The organism is Pseudomonas sp. GW821-FHT07G06 (assembly GCF_058986625.1).
Map to the genome: position 1 here is coordinate 185,288 of NZ_JBYSVW010000009.1, position 15,879 is coordinate 201,166.

Genomic DNA, 15,879 nt, shown 5'->3' on the forward strand with positions numbered 1-15,879 from the left:
GCGGGATCGCCAAGCCAATAATTTACCCAGGACAAACGCTACCCCCTGTAGGAGCTGCCGGAGGCTGCGATCTTTTGATTTTATTTTTCAAGATCAAAAGATCGCAGCCTCCGGCAGCTCCTACAGGATCCGTGCGTGCGATGCCCCCTAACAAGATGGTCCCCATTACCGGGAGTCGAAATATGCAGCGTTCCATTGCCACCGTATCCTTGAGCGGTACCCTGTCGGAAAAACTCGAAGCCATTGCCGCCGCCGGGTTCGACGGTGTGGAGATTTTCGAGAACGACCTTCTCTACTACGACGGCAGCCCACGGGAAATCAAACAGATGTGCGCCGATCTCGGGATCGCCATCACCCTGTTTCAACCTTTCCGTGATTTCGAAGGCTGCCGGCGTGATCGGCTGTCGCGCAACCTGGAACGCGCCGAGCGCAAATTCGACCTGATGCAGGAACTGGGCACCGACCTGGTGCTGGTGTGCAGCAACGCCTCGGCCGACTCCATCGGAGATGAACAGATTCTGGTCGACGATCTGCGCCTGCTGGCTGAGCATGCCGGGGCCCGTGGTCTACGCATCGGTTATGAGGCGCTGGCCTGGGGCCGGCACGTGAACACGTATCAACAGGTTTGGAACATCGTGCGTCAGGCCGATCATCCAAGCCTTGGCGTGTTGCTGGACAGCTTTCACACGCTGTCGCTCAAGGGCGATCCGAGCGCTATCGCCGAGATTCCCGGCGACAAGATCTTCTTCGTGCAAATGGCCGACGCACCGATCCTGGCCATGGACGTGCTGGAGTGGAGCCGGCATTTTCGCTGCTTCCCGGGGCAGGGGGAGTTCGACTTGCCGGGGTTCCTCGCGCCGATCATCCAGAGCGGCTACACCGGGCCATTGTCGCTGGAGATCTTCAACGACGGCTTCCGAGCCGCGCCGCCACGGGCCAATGCCGCCGACGGTTTGCGCTCGTTGTTGTACCTGGAAGAGAAGACCCGCGAGCGTCTGGCACAGGAAACCAGATCTGCGGCCACCCCCGGGATTCTGTTCGAAACACCCAAGGCCAGCGAGTACAACGGCATCGAATTTCTCGAATTCGCCGTGGATGAAAGCCTCGGCGCCAAGCTCTCCCATTGGCTGGAGCGACTGGGTTTCGTCAAGGCCGGGCAGCATCGCTCCAAGAGCGTCAGCCTGCTGCGTCAGGGCGATATCAACCTGATCCTGAACTCGGAGCCTTACTCTTTCGGCCACAGCTTTTTCGAAGCCCACGGCCCTTCGCTGTGCGCTACGGCCGTGCGGGTCAAGGACAGCGCCAGCGCACTGGCCCGCGCCGTGGCTTACAAGGGCCAGCCCTATCGCGGGCTGGTCGGCCCCAACGAACTGGAGCTGGCGGCGGTACGCGCACCGGATGGCAGCCTGATCTATCTGGTGGATCGACACGCCGATGTCTATGGCACGGACTTCAATCTGTACCCGCAAGCGCCGGTCAGCGGCGGCCTCAAGCGTATTGACCACATGGCCATGGCGCTGCCGGCCGACAGCCTCGACAGCTGGGTGCTGTTCTACAAGAGCCTGCTGGATTTCGAGGCGGACGATGAAGTGGTGCTGCCGGATCCTTATGGTCTGGTGAAGAGCCGTGCCTTGCGCAGTCGCGACAGTTCGATCCGCCTGCCGCTGAACATTTCCGAGAACCGCAACACCGCGATCTCACACGCGCTGTCGAGTTATCGCGGCTCCGGAGTGCATCACATAGCCTTTGATTGTGATGACATCTTTGCCCAGGTCAGCCGTGCAAAAGAGGCGGGCGTGCCGCTGCTGGATATCCCGCTCAACTACTACGATGACCTGGCGGCGCGCTTCGATTTCAACGATGAGTTCCTCAGTGAGCTGGCCTATTTCAACGTGCTGTATGACCGTGACGCCCAGGGTGGCGAGTTGTTTCACGTGTATACCGAGCCGTTCGAGGGGCGGTTCTTCTTTGAAATCATCCAGCGCAAAAACGGGTATGCCGGCTACGGCGCGGCCAACGTGGCGGTGCGGCTGGCGGCCATGGCCAAATCCCGAAGCGGAGCCATCCGTCAGGCCAAGTTGTAGGAAATTCGTAAACGCGGGATTAAACGTAGGCCGCGCGGCTTCCTTCACCGTGCCGCGCAGCCCATAATCGCCAGCCTGTGCAGTGATGGCCGTGAGCCCGCAATGACAATGACTTCAGAACTCCCCGCAGCCTCCGTAGAACCCGGGACCGAGCCGCGCAAGAGTCGCAAGAACAACCCGGAAAAGACCCGCGAAAACATCCTGCAGGAGGCGATTGTCGAATTCGTCCAGCAGGGGCTTTCCGGGGCCCGCGTCGATGCCATCGCCGAGCGCATCCACACCTCCAAGCGCATGATCTACTACTACTTCGGCAGCAAGGAACAGCTCTACGTCGAGGTCCTGGAAAAACTGTACGGCGATATCCGCAGCACTGAAAGCCGTTTGCACCTGACTGAACTGGCACCGGTGGAAGCGATTCGGCGGCTGGTTGAATTCACATTCGATCACCACGATCGCAATGTCGATTTCGTGCGCATCGTCAGCATCGAAAACATTCACAACGCCGAGTACGTGAAGCGCTCCGATGCGATCAGGGCGATGAACAACACCGTTCTCGATTCCCTCGATGTGATCCTGCGTCGGGGCGTTGAAGAGGGTGTATTCCGCGCCGGCCTGGTGCCGCTGGATGTGCATCTGCTGATCAGTTCGTTCTGCTTTTATCGCGTCTCGAACCGCCATACCGTGGGTGAGATTTTCCAGATTGACTTGCCGGATGAGCGCATCAAGCAGCGTCATCGGGAGATGATTTGCGAGTCGGTGCTGCGCTATTTGCAGGCTTGAAAAGATCGCAGCCTTCGGCAGCTCCTACGTCAATCGCATTGATCTGTAGGCGCTGCCGAAGGCTGCGATCTTTTGATCTTCAGTCATTCATGCCCTGGAAATGTTCGAGCATTCTCTGGGCATCCGGCACCACGCCGCTGAACAACTCGAATGCCTTCACCGCCTGAAACACGGCCATGTTGCCGCCGTCCAGCGTCCGGCAACCGAGGGCGCGGGCGTTGCGCAGCAGTTCGGTTTCCAGCGGGAAGTAAACGATCTCCGCCACCCACAACTCGGCTCGAAGCAACTCGACCGGCACCGGCATGCCGGGCAGTTTTTTCATGCCCATCGGCGTGGTATTCACCAGGCCGTCAGCCTGGGCCAAGGCGTTTGACAGGTCATACCCGGCCACCGCCAGAGCGACACCGAAATGCTGATTGAGGTTGTCGGCCAGATCCTGGGCGCGGCGGATGTCCACGTCAAAAATGCTCAGTTGTTGTACGCCTTCGCTCAACAGGGCGTGGGCCACCGCCGCTCCTGCGCCGCCGGCGCCCATCTGGACGACACGTTCAACGGCAACGCCTTTCAGACCCCGTCGGAAGCCTTCGGCAAAGCCCAGGCAATCGGTGTTGTGGCCGATGCGTTTGCCATCCTTGAGCACCACCGTGTTGACCGCACCGATACCGCGGGCCTCCGGCGAGAGTTCGTCCAGCAGCGGGATGATTGCCTGCTTGCAGGGAAAGGTGATGTTCAAGCCGGTGAAATTCATGCGCTCGGCAGCCATCAACAGGTCGGGCAGGGCGTTGCTGTCGAGTTTCAATTGATCAAGATCAATTAGGCGATAGAGGTAGCGCAGCCCTTGGGCATCGCCTTCATGCTCGTGCAGGGCCGGTGTGCGGGAAGCCTGGATGCCGGCGCCGATCAGCCCGGCCAGTACCACGTTGTTCTGAGTCACGGCGATCACCCCTTCAAACGATGACTGAAGTGTTCCAGCGCCAGGCGATAGCCGTGACTGCCGAAACCGGCCATGACCGCTGTTGCAATAGCGGATACGAACGAGTGGTGGCGGAAGGGCTCGCGGGCGTGCACGTTGGACAAGTGGACTTCGATGACCGGCAGCTCGCTGGCGACCAGGGCGTCGCGGATGGCGACCGAGGTGTGAGTCCACGCGGCGGGATTGATGACGATCCCGGCGCAGCGACCGCGGGCCGCGTGAATCCAGTCGAGCAATTCGCCCTCATGGTTGGTCTGGCGAAACTCCACCGCCAGGCCGAACTCTTCGGCGGCGCGTCCGCACAGGGCCGAAATGTCTGCCAGGGTTTCGTGACCGTAAGTCGCCGGTTCACGGGTGCCGAGCAGGTTCAGGTTCGGGCCGTTCAGCACCAGAACGATAGGGGACATCGGAATCTCTCCACTTATTATTGTTGGAATCGGCCAGGTTTCAGCCTGTGGAGATAAATTGTACTAACTAGTTAATTCGGTCAATTGAAGAGAGGGCACGCTGGCGGTTTGTGGGCGATGATCGGACACTTTCTGTGTTCAGCGCGGCAAATGCTCCACCAGAAAATCAATGAACGCCCTCAAGCGCAGCGGTACATGTCGACTTTGCGGGTACAGCAGGGTGAATGGTCGCGAACGCCCGCCATAGGGCTTGAGCACTTCCACCAGTGAGCCGTCGGCCAGCTCCTTTTCCACGATAAAACGATAGGTCTGAAACAACCCCGCCCCGTGTTTGGCCAGCGTCACCCCGCCCAGTACATCATCGGAGCAACTGAGGTTGCCCTCGGCCAGAATCTCCCGGGGCACGCCTTCATCGTTGAACAACCAGGCAATGCGCCGGCCGCTGCTGGGCAATTCATACTGAATGCATTCGTGGTGTTCGAGGTCATCGAGGGTTTGCGGAGTGCCTGCCTGTTTCAGGTAATCAGGGCTGGCGATCAGCACAAGGGCGGCATCCTCCAACTGTCGGGCGATCAGGCCGGAATCCGGGATGGCTCGCACGCGAATTGCCATGTCGTATCCTTCGCCGACGAAATCGATGTTGCGATTGCTGATATGCGACTCGACTTTCACTGCGGGATAGCGCGCCCGAAATTCGGGCAGCAGCGGCAGGATCCGATGATGCGCGTAGGTCGTCGGAATACTGATGCGCAAAGTACCGGACGGCACTTGTTGTTGGCCCATGACCTCACGCTGGGCCTCGACCAGTTGCGCAAGGGCCTGGCGACATTCTTCGTAATAACGGCGACCACTGTCAGTGAGCTTCACGCTACGCGTGGTGCGCGCGAACAGGCGCACGCCCAGGCGTTCCTCCATGCGCGACACCGATCGGCTCACGGCGGCGGGCGTGACACCTGCCACCAGCGCCGCGGCAGTAAAACTGCCAGCCTCGGCGGCCAGGCAAAACAGCTCGATGCTGCCCAACTGAAGATCGTCGAATTGTCGCTGCATGATTGATGACACCGGGGATCAAATGAAGAAGCTGGATCAGCAATTATCAGGTGCCAGCGCTGTAAAGAAAGGATTTCTTACCAATTCGAGTGGTGTTCCGCAGGTCCGGGAATTGCCGGGACGCTAGCCTGAGGACAGAAGAAATGATTCGGCTGCCAAGGCCAGCGGTCGGATTTTCCAGGGAATGCCGGATTCTCGGATTCAAAAACCTAACGGATGGGTTAGCATGAAGGTATGCAGTTTCAAAGGACTGTCGGTAGTGATCATGTTGCGAGACGAGCATTGTCCGCCTCATGCGCATTTGGAAGCGGGGACGTGGAGTGCGAGATTCAGGTTCAGCTTTTGGCACAACGGTGTCGAGCTCTGGGATGTCGTTCCGCTATCGTGTCGGCCACCATTGGCGGTGCTTGAGGGTTTGCGCCAATCGCTCAAGCAACCTGCCCATTTGCGACGCGCCCGCGGCATCTGGTGGCGAAAACTACAAACGGCCTGTCTTGATAATCAACTGTGGGACTGGCAAAGCAACGAAGTCGTTGTGGTGAAAAGGGTTGTCAGCACGACCAATATGATTGGATCGGCTTGCTACGTACCTGAATCGAACAAGACATTGCTGTCCCTGATCGGTGCACAGGAAGGTGTGGAGATCGAGTTATGAAAACGATAAAGGCCAAGGTTCAGGCCGATAATCCCGTAACGGAAAGTAGCCTGGACAAGGCCATTGAACGTGGTGAGTTACGTAGAAAAAATAGCCTGCAAGCGACAGCGGTGACCTACCTGGCTCCCTGTCTGGCAGTGCTCTTCGAAGACGGCAGCGGCGTATTGCTGCCCGTGGTCAACTATCCGGAGTTCGATGATTTTGAGGTAGAGGACTATGCCAGTCTGACTGTCGGCTATGCGGGGACTGCACTGTGCCATGAAGGCAAGGACCTGCATGTGTCTATCGCCGGAATGATTTCTGCGAGCAAGCCGCTGATGGCCATGGCGGCCTCGGTCGTCGCTTCGCGCAATGGTCGCCAGAGCAGCGCCGCAAAGTCTGAAGCCGCGCGGGCCAACGGCAGGAAAGGCGGGCGCCCGCGCAAGGTCGATGTTGTCGTCTAGGTACCCATAAAAAAGCCGTCGTGAAGACGGCTTTTTTATGCCTGGCAGATGCCATCAACGCCGGGTCAACATCACCCCGGATTCCATGTGATGGGTCCACGGGAACTGGTCGAACATCGCACACCGGCTGATGCGGTGGGTGTCATGCAGTTGGGCGATGTTGGCTGCCAGGGTCTCCGGATTGCAGGAGATGTACAGGATGTTGTCGAAGCGCCGGGTCAGTTCGCAGGTGTCCGGGTCCATGCCGGCGCGGGGCGGGTCGACGAACACGCTGCCGAACTCGTAGCTCTTGAGGTCGATGCCGTGCAGGCGGCGGAACGGACGCACTTCGTTCAGGGCTTCGGTCAGCTCTTCGGCGGACAAGCGCACCAGGGTGACGTTATCCACCGCGTTTTCGCTGAGATTGCTCAGCGCCGCGTTGACCGAGGTCTTGCTGATTTCGGTGGCCAGCACTTTGCGTACTCGGGTGGCGAGGGGCAGGGTGAAGTTACCGTTGCCGCAATACAGCTCCAGCAAGTCATCGGAGCGATCGCCAAGCGCATCGTACGCCCAGTTGAGCATCTTCTGGTTCACCGTACCGTTGGGCTGGGTGAACGCGCCTTCCGGCTGGCGGTAGCTGAAGGTGCGACCGCTGACGTCCAGTCGCTCGACCACGTAATCGTGACCGATGACTTCGCGCTTGCCCTTGGAGCGGCCGATGATGCTGACGTTCAGGTCCGTCGCCAGTTTCGAAGCCGCCGCGTGCCAGTGCTCGTCCAGCGGGCGGTGATAGCACAGGGTGATCATTGCGTCGCCGGCCAGCGTGGTCAGGAATTCCACCTGGAACAGCTTGTGGCTCAGGGCCGCACTGGCTTGCCACGCGGCCTTGAGCTGGGGCATCAACTGGTTGATGCGCAGGCTGGCAATCGGGAACTCTTCGATCAGGATGGGCGTGCGTTTGTCTTCCTGGGAAAACATCGCGTAATGCCGCTCGCCGGCCTCGCGCCACAGGCGGAATTCGGCGCGCAGGCGGAAGTTTTTCAGCGGCGAATCGAAAACGGCTGGCTCCGGTGCATCGAACGGGGCCAGCAGGTCACGCAAACGCGTGACCTTTTCTTCGAGTTGAACGGCATAGGCCTGGGAATCAAAAGTCATGCGTTGAACCAACCCAGCTTGATCACGAACAGAATCGACAGGATCACCAGTGCCGGATTCAGCTCACGGCCACGACCGGACATCAGCTTGATGGCGGTCCAGGAAATGAAACCGAAGGCGATGCCATTGGCGATGGAATAGGTGAATGGCATCGCCAGCGCGGTGATCACCACGGGCGCGGCAACAGTGATGTCGTCCCAGTCTATTTCGGCCAGGCCGGATGTCATCAGCACGGCGACGAACAGCAGGGCCGGTGCAGTGGCGAAGGCTGGAACACTGGCGGCCAGTGGCGAGAAGAACAGCGCCAGCAGGAACAGGAACGCCACCACGATGGCGGTCAAGCCAGTGCGGCCACCGGCACTCACGCCAGCAGCGGACTCGATGTAGCTGGTGGTGGTCGAGGTGCCCAGCAGGGAACCGGCCATGGCGGCGGTACTGTCGGCGATCAGGGCACGGCCCATTTTCGGCATGTGGCCGTCCTTGCGCATCAGGCCGGCGCGCTTGGCGACGCCGATCAAAGTGCCGGAGTTATCGAACAGGTCGACGAACAGGAAGGCGAAAATCACGCTGACCAGACCGATGTCCAGTGCACCCTTGATATCCAGTTGCAGGAAGGTCGGGGCCAGGGACGGTGGCATCGACATCACGCCGCCGAATGGGGTGAAGCCCATCACGATCGAAACAATGGTCACCACCAGAATGCCGATCAGCACCGCACCGCGCACGGCAAGTGCTTCAAGCGCGACGATCAGGGCAAAACCGAGGGTGGCGAGGATCGGAGCCGGTTGTTTCAGGTCACCGAGGCCGACCATGGTCGCCGGGTTGCTGACCACGATACCGGCGTTGTGCAGGGCGATCAGCGCCAGGAACAGGCCGATGCCGGCAGCGATCGCCGAGCGCAGCGGCAGGGGGATGCTGTTGATGATCCATTCACGGATGCGGAAGATCGACAGCAGGAAGAAACACACCGCCGAGATGAACACCGCGCCGAGCGCCACTTGCCAGGTATGGCCCATATGCAGGACCACGGTATAGGTAAAGAAGGCGTTCAGGCCCATGCCCGGTGCGAGGGCGATCGGGTAGTTGGCGATCAGGCCCATGGTCGTCGAGCCGATGGCAGCTGCCAGACAGGTGGCGACAAACACCGCGCCCTTGTCCATGCCGGTCTCGCCGAGGATGCTCGGGTTGACGAACAGAATGTAGGCCATGGCCAAAAAGGTCGTGACGCCCGCCAGAATCTCGGTCCGCACGTTGGTATTGTGTGCCTTGAGTTGAAACAGCCTTTCCAGCATGTCTGCTCCCCGTGGCGCGCCGGGCGCCGTGAATGTATCGACCTCAACAGCAAAGCACAGGCAGCAGAACGCGCCTGGAAATTACTGTGGGCCGGAAAAAGCCGCGCATCATACCAGTAGCTTGGGCATATGGCTGCTTATGGCGGTGATCGTCGTCGATGTTTTGCGACAAAGCCAAGTGCGCCATACTGCGCGCTGGTTTTTCGGGGTGGAAAGTACTGCATGAAAAGGCGTCTGGTTAGCGTGTTCGGCGTATTGATGGCATTGCTTCTCGGGGCCCAAACGGCCACGGCGGCATCGGCCCCGCCATTGAGTCAATTGAAAGTGCTCAAAGTCGCGTCGCCTTCCTGTGGTGTTGAAAATATCGACGAAGGGCAAACCCGGACGCGCTGCGATCACAATGGCCCGAACATCACGGTGTACGTGCTGGAAGTGGGTTACGGGCGTGAGGCCCATGTCGCCATTGACGGTTTTGAGGTGAACGGCACGCGTACGCCGGTCTGCGCGTTCAAGAACGGCAACCTGACCAGTTGCACCCCCGGGGGGAAAACCGTCGGCTATTTGTATGCACTCGATCTGGCTGGCAAACAGGAAGGCACTCTGACCTTCAGCAATACCTCGATCAATGCGCCCGGCAATACGATGTCGACGCAGCTTTACATCCAGTAGCCACATGTCTCGAACAAGGCGCGGGAAAGCTGACTACGCTTAGAAGATCATTCCGTGGACAGTGCCTGATGACCTTTAGAGCCTTGATTGCCCTCGCCGAGGGCACCGATGACCTGCAGACCGTGACCCTGATCGACGTACTGCGCCGCGCCAAAATAGAAGTGGTGGTGGCCAGTATCGAAGGACGGCGCATGCTCACTTGCGCCCGCGGCACTCGGCTGACGTCCGATGCCATGCTGGTGGACTTGCTTGCGCAGCCTTTTGACCTGATTGCCTTGCCGGGGGGCGCGGTGGGGGCGCAGCACTTGGCAGCACACCAACCCCTGCAACAATTGATCAAGGATCAGGCGGCAGCCGGTCGCCTGTTCGCCGGCATCGCCGAAGCGCCCGCCGTGGCGCTGCAAGCCTTTGGCGTTTTGCGTCAAAGGCGCATGACCTGCCTGCCATCGGCCAGCCATCAACTGTTGGGCTGTAACTTCGTCGATCAACCGGTAGTGGTCGATGGCAACTGCATCACCGCCCAGGGTTCGGCTGGCGCATTGGCATTTGCCCTGGCGCTGGTGGAGCAACTCTGCGGCAAAGCCACACGTGCGGCGGTGGCAGGGGAGTTGTTGGTTTAGCCTGTTTAGACTTTCGCCTCTTCCTTCTCTTCATCTTTAGCCACGTGCATGCGATCGCGGCTGGCCAGGGTCGGGAACAGTTTGACCCACACCCCGGTCACCACCAGCGTGCCGATCCCGCCCATGACCACGGCTGGCACGGTGCCGAACCAGTGGGCCGTCAGGCCTGATTCGAACTCGCCCAACTGGTTCGAGGCCCCGATGAACAGACCGTTCACGGCGCTGACCCGGCCGCGCATTTCGTCCGGGGTTTCCAGTTGTACGAACGAGGCGCGGATCACCATGCTGATCATGTCTGCCGCGCCCAACACCACCAACACCGCCAGGGAAAACCAGAACGAGGTCGACAGGCCGAAGGCGATGGTTGCCACGCCGAAGATGCCCACGGCGGTGAACATCACCCGCCCGACGTTGCGTTCCACGGCAAACCGCGCCAGGAACAGCGACATCAGCAGCGCACCCACTGCCGGTGCCGAGCGCAACAGGCCCAGCCCCCACGGGCCGGTCAACAGGATGTCCTTGGCGAACACCGGCAGCAGTGCCGTGGCACCCCCCAATAGCACCGCGAACAGATCGAGGGAGATCGCCCCGAGAATGTCCGGGCGACTGCGGATGAAGCGGATGCCCGCGAGCAGTGAATCCAGTGTCGCCTTGCCCTTGTTCAGCGGCGTCTGCCGGGCCGGCAGGTTGAGCATCAGCGAACAGGCGATGACATACAGCAGCACCGTCGGGCCATACACCCAGACGCTGCCGAAGGCGTAGAGCAAACCGCCGAGGGCCGGGGCGACGATGGTGGCTGATTGCTGGGCCGATTGTGCGGCGGCCACGGCCCGGGGAAACAGTGCGCTGGGGACGATACTTGGCAGCAGGGCCTGGGTGGTCGGCATTTCAAAGGAACGCGCGGCGCCGAGCAGGAAGGCCAGGATGAAGATCATTTCCCGAGTGACATGGTCGGTGGCGCTGCCGATGGCCAGCGACAGGGCGATCAATGCCTGCAGAGACTGGCAGATCGCCGCGACCTTGCGCCGGTCATAGCGGTCGGCGACGTGCCCTGTGTGCAACATGAACAGCACGCGCGGGGCGAATTCGACCAGGCCGACCAGACCCAGGTCGAGCACGTTGCCGGTCAATTGATACAGGTTCCAGCCGATGGCCACGGTGAGCATCTGGAAGCCGCTGGCGGTAAATATCCTGGCCAGCCAGAACGCGAGAAAAGGGCGATGGTGGCGTAACAGCAAGGGCTCTTGGCTGGGCATCTGCGGGGAAATCTGGGGAGAGGGGGAACAGCGAGATTATCACCAACCTGTAACAAGAAGTTGCCATGACAAAAAATTTAGTTAGCCAGACATCGATATCGAGAACACTGCCATTAACTGTGGGAGCGAGCCTGCTCGCGATAGCGGTGTGACATTCAGCGTTGATGTTGACTGACAGATTGCTATCGCGAGCAGGCTCGCTCCCACAGGAATGTATTGCAGCTCATGACAGAGCCCATGAGGCAACTTGTCACGCGGCAATAGACCACGCGGTTCATCCCCGAAATTGGGACTACTCTTTCAACGTTGATTGATCCAGATCAAAACCCACAAAAGGAATTGATCCGGCGGCCGCAAGGCCAGACTCCCTGCGTTGTGATGCGTGCAAAAAAAGAACAAACAGAGATTCGCCACACTCCATATCCGTGGGGGCCGTGGGTGCAGGCTTCCAGCCAGCAGCCGTACTACCTGACAGAGGAAGACTTATGTTCGGTTTAGAGGCACTTGATCTCGCCCGAATTCAGTTCGCGTTCACCATCTCGTTCCACATCCTGTTTCCGGCCATCACCATCGGCCTGGCGAGTTACCTGGCGGTACTCGAAGGCCTGTGGTTGAAAACCCATAACGACACCTACCGTGACCTCTACCATTTCTGGTCGAAGATCTTTGCCGTCAACTTCGGCATGGGCGTGGTTTCCGGCCTGGTCATGGCCTATCAGTTCGGTACCAACTGGAGCCGTTTCTCGGACTTCGCCGGATCGGTTACCGGGCCGTTGCTGACCTATGAAGTGCTCACGGCGTTCTTCCTCGAGGCCGGGTTCCTGGGGGTCATGCTGTTTGGCTGGAACAAGGTCGGGCGTGGCCTGCACTTCTTCGCCACCGTGATGGTCGCCATCGGTACGTTGATCTCGACCTTCTGGATTCTCGCCTCCAACAGCTGGATGCAGACCCCGCAGGGCTTCGAGATCGTCAACGGGCAGGTCATCCCAACCGACTGGTTGGCAGTTATCTTCAACCCATCGTTCCCGTATCGCCTGATGCATATGGCCACGGCGGCGTTCGTAGCCACGGCCTTCTTCGTGGGTGCCTCCGCGGCCTGGCATTTGCTGCGCGGCAAGGACAACCCGGCGATCCGCAAAATGCTTTCGATGGCCATGTGGATGGCGTTGATCGTCGCGCCGATACAGGCGGTCATCGGCGACTTCCACGGTCTCAATACACTTGAGCATCAGCCGGCGAAAATCGCCGCGATCGAGGGGCACTGGGAAAACAAGGGTAACGAAGCGACTCCGCTGATCCTGTTTGGCTGGCCGGACATGAAGGAGGAAAAAACCAAGTTCGCCGTCGAGATTCCGTACCTGGGTAGCCTGATCCTGACTCACTCCCTGGACAAGCAAGTCCCGGCGCTCAAGGAGTTCCCGCCTGAAGACCGGCCAAATTCAACCATTGTGTTCTGGTCGTTCCGGATCATGGTGGGCCTGGGCATGCTGATGATCTTCACCGGTTTGTGGAGCCTGTGGCTGCGCAAGCGCGACACCCTCTACACCTCGCGGCCGTTCCTGTACCTGGCGTTGTGGATGGGGCCGTCCGGCCTGATCGCGATCCTCGCCGGCTGGTTCACCACGGAAATCGGCCGTCAGCCATGGGTGGTCTATGGCCTGATGCGTACGGCGGATGCGTCGTCCAACCATAGCGTCATGCAGATGAGCATCACCCTGATCCTGTTCGTCGTGGTGTATTTCGCCCTGTTTGGCGCCGGTCTTGGCTACATGATGCGCCTGGTGCGCAAGGGGCCGAAGATCGACGAAGGCAAGGAAACCAACGACGGAGGCCCCGGCCAGAAACGCACACCGGCCCGTCCGCTGTCCGCCGCCGACGACGATCACGCCGATGCCGGCCACAGCCTGACCAAGGAGATTTGAATCATGGGTATTGATCTTCCGCTGATCTGGGCCGTGATCATCATCTTCGGCATCATGATGTACGTGGTCATGGACGGCTTCGACCTGGGCATCGGCATTCTCTTCCCGTTCATTCCGGGCAAGACCGATCGCGATGTGATGATGAACACCGTCGCCCCGGTCTGGGACGGTAACGAGACCTGGCTGGTGTTGGGGGGCGCGGCGTTATTCGGCGCGTTTCCGCTGGCCTATTCGGTGGTGCTCTCGGCGTTGTACCTGCCGCTGATCCTGATGTTGATCGGGCTGATCTTCCGCGGCGTAGCCTTCGAGTTCCGCTTCAAGGCCAGAGACGACAAGCGCCACCTCTGGGACAAGGCGTTCATCGGTGGCTCGGTCACCGCGACGTTCTTCCAGGGCGTTGCGCTCGGCGCGTTCATCGATGGGCTGCCGGTGGTCAACCGGCAGTTCGCCGGTGGTTCACTGGACTGGCTGACACCGTTCACGATGTTCTGTGGCGCGGCGCTGGTGGTGGCCTATGCGTTGCTCGGTTGCACCTGGCTGATCATGAAGACCGAAGGCAAGTTGCAGGAGCAGATGCATGACCTGGCACGGCCATTGGCCTTCGTACTGCTGGCGGTGATCGGCATCGTCAGCATCTGGACCCCGTTGGCCCACACGGATATCGCCGCACGCTGGTTCACCATGCCGAATCTGTTCTGGTTCATGCCGGTGCCGATTCTGGTGCTGGTGACGATGTACGGCCTGATCCGCGCCGTGGCCCGCAACGCGCACTACACGCCGTTCCTGTTGACCCTGGTGCTGATCTTCCTCGGTTACAGCGGCTTGGGCATCAGCCTGTGGCCGAACATCATCCCGCCGTCGATCTCGATCTGGGATGCCGCCGCGCCGCCGCAAAGCCAGGGCTTCATGCTGGTGGGTACGCTGTTCATCATCCCGTTCATCCTGGGCTATACCTTCTGGAGCTACTACGTGTTCCGCGGCAAGGTCACCCATGAAGACGGTTACCACTAACCCTGTTGTGGGAGCGAGCTTGCTCGCGATGGCGTCGGATGCGACGCCATCAATCTTGAAGAGGATTGACGTTATGGCTGCCAAACATTCCCTGCACGACATTGAAGAAGCCGAAAAAAAACCGCTGTGGCAGCGGCTCGGCTGGTTGGCCCTGATCTGGGTCGGCAGCGTGGGCGCCTTGTTCATCGTCGCCAGCCTGATGCGTCTGTTCATGAACGCGGCCGGCCTGACGACGCACTGACATCTCCCCCGTAGCCTCAAGGCGCGGATTTACAACCCTCCGACCGGAGGGTTTTTTTTACCTGTTACTTACGCGCCTTGAGGATCACGAATTTCGGATTGGCTGCCACTTGCTCGACGCCACGGAACAATCGCGCCAGCTTGCTGTGGTAACCCAGGTGACGATTGCCGACGATGTACAGCGCGCCGCCCACAACCAGCGCTTCGCGCGCTTGCTGGAACATCCGCCAGGCCAGGAAGTCGCCCACGACCTGTTGCTGGTGAAACGGCGGATTGCACAGCACCACGTCAAGCGATTGCGGTTCCTGGCCGGCCAGGCCATCGCCGGCACGTACGGTCACTTCCCGTTCACCCAACGCTGCGCGCCAGTTTTCGGCGGCCGATTGCACGGCCATGAACGATTCGTCCACCAGCGTGTAGTGGGCCTCGGGGTTTTGCAGGGCGCTGGCGATGGCCAGGACGCCGTTGCCGCAACCGAGATCGGCGACCCGCGCCGAGCCAAGGTTTTTCGGCAGGTGTGGCAAAAACGCCCGGGTGCCGATGTCCAGGCCTTCGCGGCAAAACACATTGGCGTGGTTGAGCAGTTCGATAGCGGGTTCGTCGAGTCTGTACCGCGTCGGGTAAGGCGACACAACCGGGGTTTTGTCTTCCGCCGTGGCAATCAATAACCGCGCCTTCTTCACCGCCAGCGAGGCCTGCACGGGGCCGATGTAACGCTCCAGCAAGTCGCCCGCCGCCCGGGGCAGGTGCTTGATCATGGCCGCGGCGACCACTTGGGCGCCGGGTGCCAGTTGGCCTTGCAGGCGGATCAGTTGCTCTTCCAGCAATGCCAGGGTTTTCGGTACGCGGATCAGCACGCAGTCGAATGGCCCGACGGGTGCCTCGCTGGCGGGGACGCTCGGTACCGCATCAAACGCCAGGCCGTTGCGCACCAGGTTCTTTTCCAGACCCTGCAAGGCCAGGAACGAATCTCCGCTGCTGACCACCCGCACCTTGCCCGCCAGGCTGGCCGCCAACGCGCCGAAACTGTCGTTGAGCACCAATACCCGCATCTCGGCCGTGGGCTGCTGTTCGGCCAGATAGTTGAGCAAGTATTCATCAGCCGCATCGAAAGCCTGCAACGGTTCGTTCTGCTGTTCAGGCTGGCGGATCAGGTCGAGGCTGGCGAAGGGTGTTTCGAGCAAAGGCATGGGGCGGGGCTCTGGGTAATCAACGGATGTCCCGCTGCCCTAAGGCGTTGGTGCGGGCGGAGCCGTCCGAGTGTACTGCGTCGTGAAGGTCTACACGCCATCACTCAGGAGGGACCGCAAATGGTACGTTTTTTTTGCCTGGATTACCCGAAG

Annotated in this window: 16 protein-coding genes; 9 read left to right on the top strand and 7 right to left on the bottom strand. The window is 60.2% G+C overall.

What is annotated here, in order from left to right; genetic code table 11:
• Window positions 1–182: 182 nt before the first annotated feature.
• Both quiC and AC3WJW_RS17035 read left to right on the top strand, forming a co-directional pair.
• Window positions 183–2,084 carry a 3-dehydroshikimate dehydratase QuiC gene (gene quiC / locus AC3WJW_RS17030; protein WP_493726755.1) on the top strand — a complete coding sequence of 634 codons (1,902 nt, stop codon included), beginning with the start codon at window positions 183–185 and terminating at the stop codon, window positions 2,082–2,084.
• Between the two features lie 102 nt (window positions 2,085–2,186).
• Window positions 2,187–2,864: a TetR/AcrR family transcriptional regulator gene (locus AC3WJW_RS17035; protein ID WP_015096928.1), complete on the top strand. Its 678-nt coding sequence runs from the start codon at window positions 2,187–2,189 to the stop codon at window positions 2,862–2,864.
• Window positions 2,865–2,943: 79 nt separating this feature from the next.
• Here AC3WJW_RS17035 and AC3WJW_RS17040 read toward each other — a convergent pair whose 3' ends face one another.
• The 3 genes from AC3WJW_RS17040 to AC3WJW_RS17050 all read right to left on the bottom strand — a co-directional run bounded on the left by AC3WJW_RS17040 (window position 2,944) and on the right by AC3WJW_RS17050 (window position 5,294).
• Window positions 2,944–3,798 (bottom strand): shikimate dehydrogenase, encoded by an 855-nt coding sequence (locus AC3WJW_RS17040; protein ID WP_429519622.1) that lies wholly within the window; start codon window positions 3,796–3,798, stop codon window positions 2,944–2,946.
• Window positions 3,799–3,803: 5 nt separating this feature from the next.
• Complete coding sequence (gene aroQ / locus AC3WJW_RS17045) at window positions 3,804–4,244, bottom strand: type II 3-dehydroquinate dehydratase (RefSeq protein WP_008022574.1); 441 nt, start codon at window positions 4,242–4,244, stop codon at window positions 3,804–3,806.
• Between the two features lie 138 nt (window positions 4,245–4,382).
• Window positions 4,383–5,294, bottom strand: coding sequence for a LysR family transcriptional regulator (locus AC3WJW_RS17050; protein ID WP_104451373.1), 912 nt, complete (start codon window positions 5,292–5,294; stop codon window positions 4,383–4,385).
• 226 nt (window positions 5,295–5,520) lie between these two features.
• Here AC3WJW_RS17050 and AC3WJW_RS17055 point away from each other — a divergent pair, with 226 nt between their 5' ends.
• Both AC3WJW_RS17055 and AC3WJW_RS17060 read left to right on the top strand, forming a co-directional pair.
• Window positions 5,521–5,949, top strand: a complete 429-nt coding sequence (locus AC3WJW_RS17055) for a DUF4160 domain-containing protein (RefSeq protein WP_493726756.1) — start codon at window positions 5,521–5,523, stop codon at window positions 5,947–5,949.
• Complete coding sequence (locus AC3WJW_RS17060; protein ID WP_493726757.1) at window positions 5,946–6,392, top strand: DUF2442 domain-containing protein; 447 nt, start codon at window positions 5,946–5,948, stop codon at window positions 6,390–6,392. Before AC3WJW_RS17055 ends, AC3WJW_RS17060 begins: the two co-directional genes overlap by 4 nt.
• A gap of 54 nt (window positions 6,393–6,446) precedes the next feature.
• Here the strand turns inward: AC3WJW_RS17060 and trmA are convergent, their stop codons facing one another.
• Window positions 6,447–7,526 carry a tRNA (uridine(54)-C5)-methyltransferase TrmA gene (gene trmA, locus AC3WJW_RS17065; protein WP_493726758.1) on the bottom strand — a complete coding sequence of 360 codons (1,080 nt, stop codon included), beginning with the start codon at window positions 7,524–7,526 and terminating at the stop codon, window positions 6,447–6,449.
• Window positions 7,523–8,818, bottom strand: a complete 1,296-nt coding sequence (locus AC3WJW_RS17070) for an NCS2 family permease (protein ID WP_223459172.1) — start codon at window positions 8,816–8,818, stop codon at window positions 7,523–7,525. The genes trmA and AC3WJW_RS17070 overlap by 4 nt, the downstream gene beginning before the upstream one ends.
• Window positions 8,819–9,040: 222 nt before the next feature.
• Here AC3WJW_RS17070 and AC3WJW_RS17075 point away from each other — a divergent pair, with 222 nt between their 5' ends.
• Window positions 9,041–9,487 (top strand): DUF4879 domain-containing protein, encoded by a 447-nt coding sequence (locus tag AC3WJW_RS17075; protein ID WP_493726759.1) that lies wholly within the window; start codon window positions 9,041–9,043, stop codon window positions 9,485–9,487.
• Window positions 9,488–9,555: 68 nt separating this feature from the next.
• Window positions 9,556–10,107 (top strand): DJ-1 family glyoxalase III, encoded by a 552-nt coding sequence (locus tag AC3WJW_RS17080; protein WP_007975779.1) that lies wholly within the window; start codon window positions 9,556–9,558, stop codon window positions 10,105–10,107.
• 5 nt (window positions 10,108–10,112) lie between these two features.
• Here the strand turns inward: AC3WJW_RS17080 and AC3WJW_RS17085 are convergent, their stop codons facing one another.
• Window positions 10,113–11,363, bottom strand: coding sequence for an MFS transporter (locus AC3WJW_RS17085; RefSeq protein WP_104451444.1), 1,251 nt, complete (start codon window positions 11,361–11,363; stop codon window positions 10,113–10,115).
• A gap of 485 nt (window positions 11,364–11,848) precedes the next feature.
• Here AC3WJW_RS17085 and AC3WJW_RS17090 point away from each other — a divergent pair, with 485 nt between their 5' ends.
• The 3 genes from AC3WJW_RS17090 to AC3WJW_RS17100 all read left to right on the top strand — a co-directional run bounded on the left by AC3WJW_RS17090 (window position 11,849) and on the right by AC3WJW_RS17100 (window position 14,537).
• On the top strand, window positions 11,849–13,285 hold the full coding sequence (locus AC3WJW_RS17090; RefSeq protein ID WP_007975777.1) for a cytochrome ubiquinol oxidase subunit I: 1,437 nt from the start codon (window positions 11,849–11,851) through the stop codon (window positions 13,283–13,285).
• Between the two features lie 3 nt (window positions 13,286–13,288).
• Window positions 13,289–14,296, top strand: coding sequence for a cytochrome d ubiquinol oxidase subunit II (gene cydB / locus AC3WJW_RS17095; protein WP_056728750.1), 1,008 nt, complete (start codon window positions 13,289–13,291; stop codon window positions 14,294–14,296).
• Window positions 14,297–14,369: 73 nt separating this feature from the next.
• Window positions 14,370–14,537: a DUF2474 domain-containing protein gene (locus AC3WJW_RS17100; protein WP_007975773.1), complete on the top strand. Its 168-nt coding sequence runs from the start codon at window positions 14,370–14,372 to the stop codon at window positions 14,535–14,537.
• A gap of 64 nt (window positions 14,538–14,601) precedes the next feature.
• Here the strand turns inward: AC3WJW_RS17100 and AC3WJW_RS17105 are convergent, their stop codons facing one another.
• Window positions 14,602–15,726, bottom strand: coding sequence for a methyltransferase (locus tag AC3WJW_RS17105; protein ID WP_493726760.1), 1,125 nt, complete (start codon window positions 15,724–15,726; stop codon window positions 14,602–14,604).
• Between the last annotated feature and the right edge of the window lie 153 nt (window positions 15,727–15,879).

Excerpts from the sequence above, each read along its gene's own strand:
- quiC (WP_493726755.1), top strand. The coding sequence starts at position 183 with ATGCAGCGTTCCATTGCCACCGTATCCTTGAGCGGTACCCTGTCGGAA.
- AC3WJW_RS17035 (WP_015096928.1), top strand. The coding sequence starts at position 2,187 with ATGACAATGACTTCAGAACTCCCCGCAGCCTCCGTAGAACCCGGGACC.
- aroQ (WP_008022574.1), bottom strand. The coding sequence starts at position 4,244 with ATGTCCCCTATCGTTCTGGTGCTGAACGGCCCGAACCTGAACCTGCTC.
- AC3WJW_RS17050 (WP_104451373.1), bottom strand. The coding sequence starts at position 5,294 with ATGCAGCGACAATTCGACGATCTTCAGTTGGGCAGCATCGAGCTGTTT.
- AC3WJW_RS17055 (WP_493726756.1), top strand. The coding sequence starts at position 5,521 with ATGAAGGTATGCAGTTTCAAAGGACTGTCGGTAGTGATCATGTTGCGA.
- AC3WJW_RS17060 (WP_493726757.1), top strand. The coding sequence starts at position 5,946 with ATGAAAACGATAAAGGCCAAGGTTCAGGCCGATAATCCCGTAACGGAA.
- trmA (WP_493726758.1), bottom strand. The coding sequence starts at position 7,526 with ATGACTTTTGATTCCCAGGCCTATGCCGTTCAACTCGAAGAAAAGGTC.
- AC3WJW_RS17070 (WP_223459172.1), bottom strand. The coding sequence starts at position 8,818 with ATGCTGGAAAGGCTGTTTCAACTCAAGGCACACAATACCAACGTGCGG.
- AC3WJW_RS17075 (WP_493726759.1), top strand. The coding sequence starts at position 9,041 with ATGAAAAGGCGTCTGGTTAGCGTGTTCGGCGTATTGATGGCATTGCTT.
- AC3WJW_RS17080 (WP_007975779.1), top strand. The coding sequence starts at position 9,556 with ATGACCTTTAGAGCCTTGATTGCCCTCGCCGAGGGCACCGATGACCTG.
- AC3WJW_RS17085 (WP_104451444.1), bottom strand. The coding sequence starts at position 11,363 with ATGCCCAGCCAAGAGCCCTTGCTGTTACGCCACCATCGCCCTTTTCTC.
- AC3WJW_RS17090 (WP_007975777.1), top strand. The coding sequence starts at position 11,849 with ATGTTCGGTTTAGAGGCACTTGATCTCGCCCGAATTCAGTTCGCGTTC.
- cydB (WP_056728750.1), top strand. The coding sequence starts at position 13,289 with ATGGGTATTGATCTTCCGCTGATCTGGGCCGTGATCATCATCTTCGGC.
- AC3WJW_RS17100 (WP_007975773.1), top strand. The coding sequence starts at position 14,370 with ATGGCTGCCAAACATTCCCTGCACGACATTGAAGAAGCCGAAAAAAAA.
- AC3WJW_RS17105 (WP_493726760.1), bottom strand. The coding sequence starts at position 15,726 with ATGCCTTTGCTCGAAACACCCTTCGCCAGCCTCGACCTGATCCGCCAG.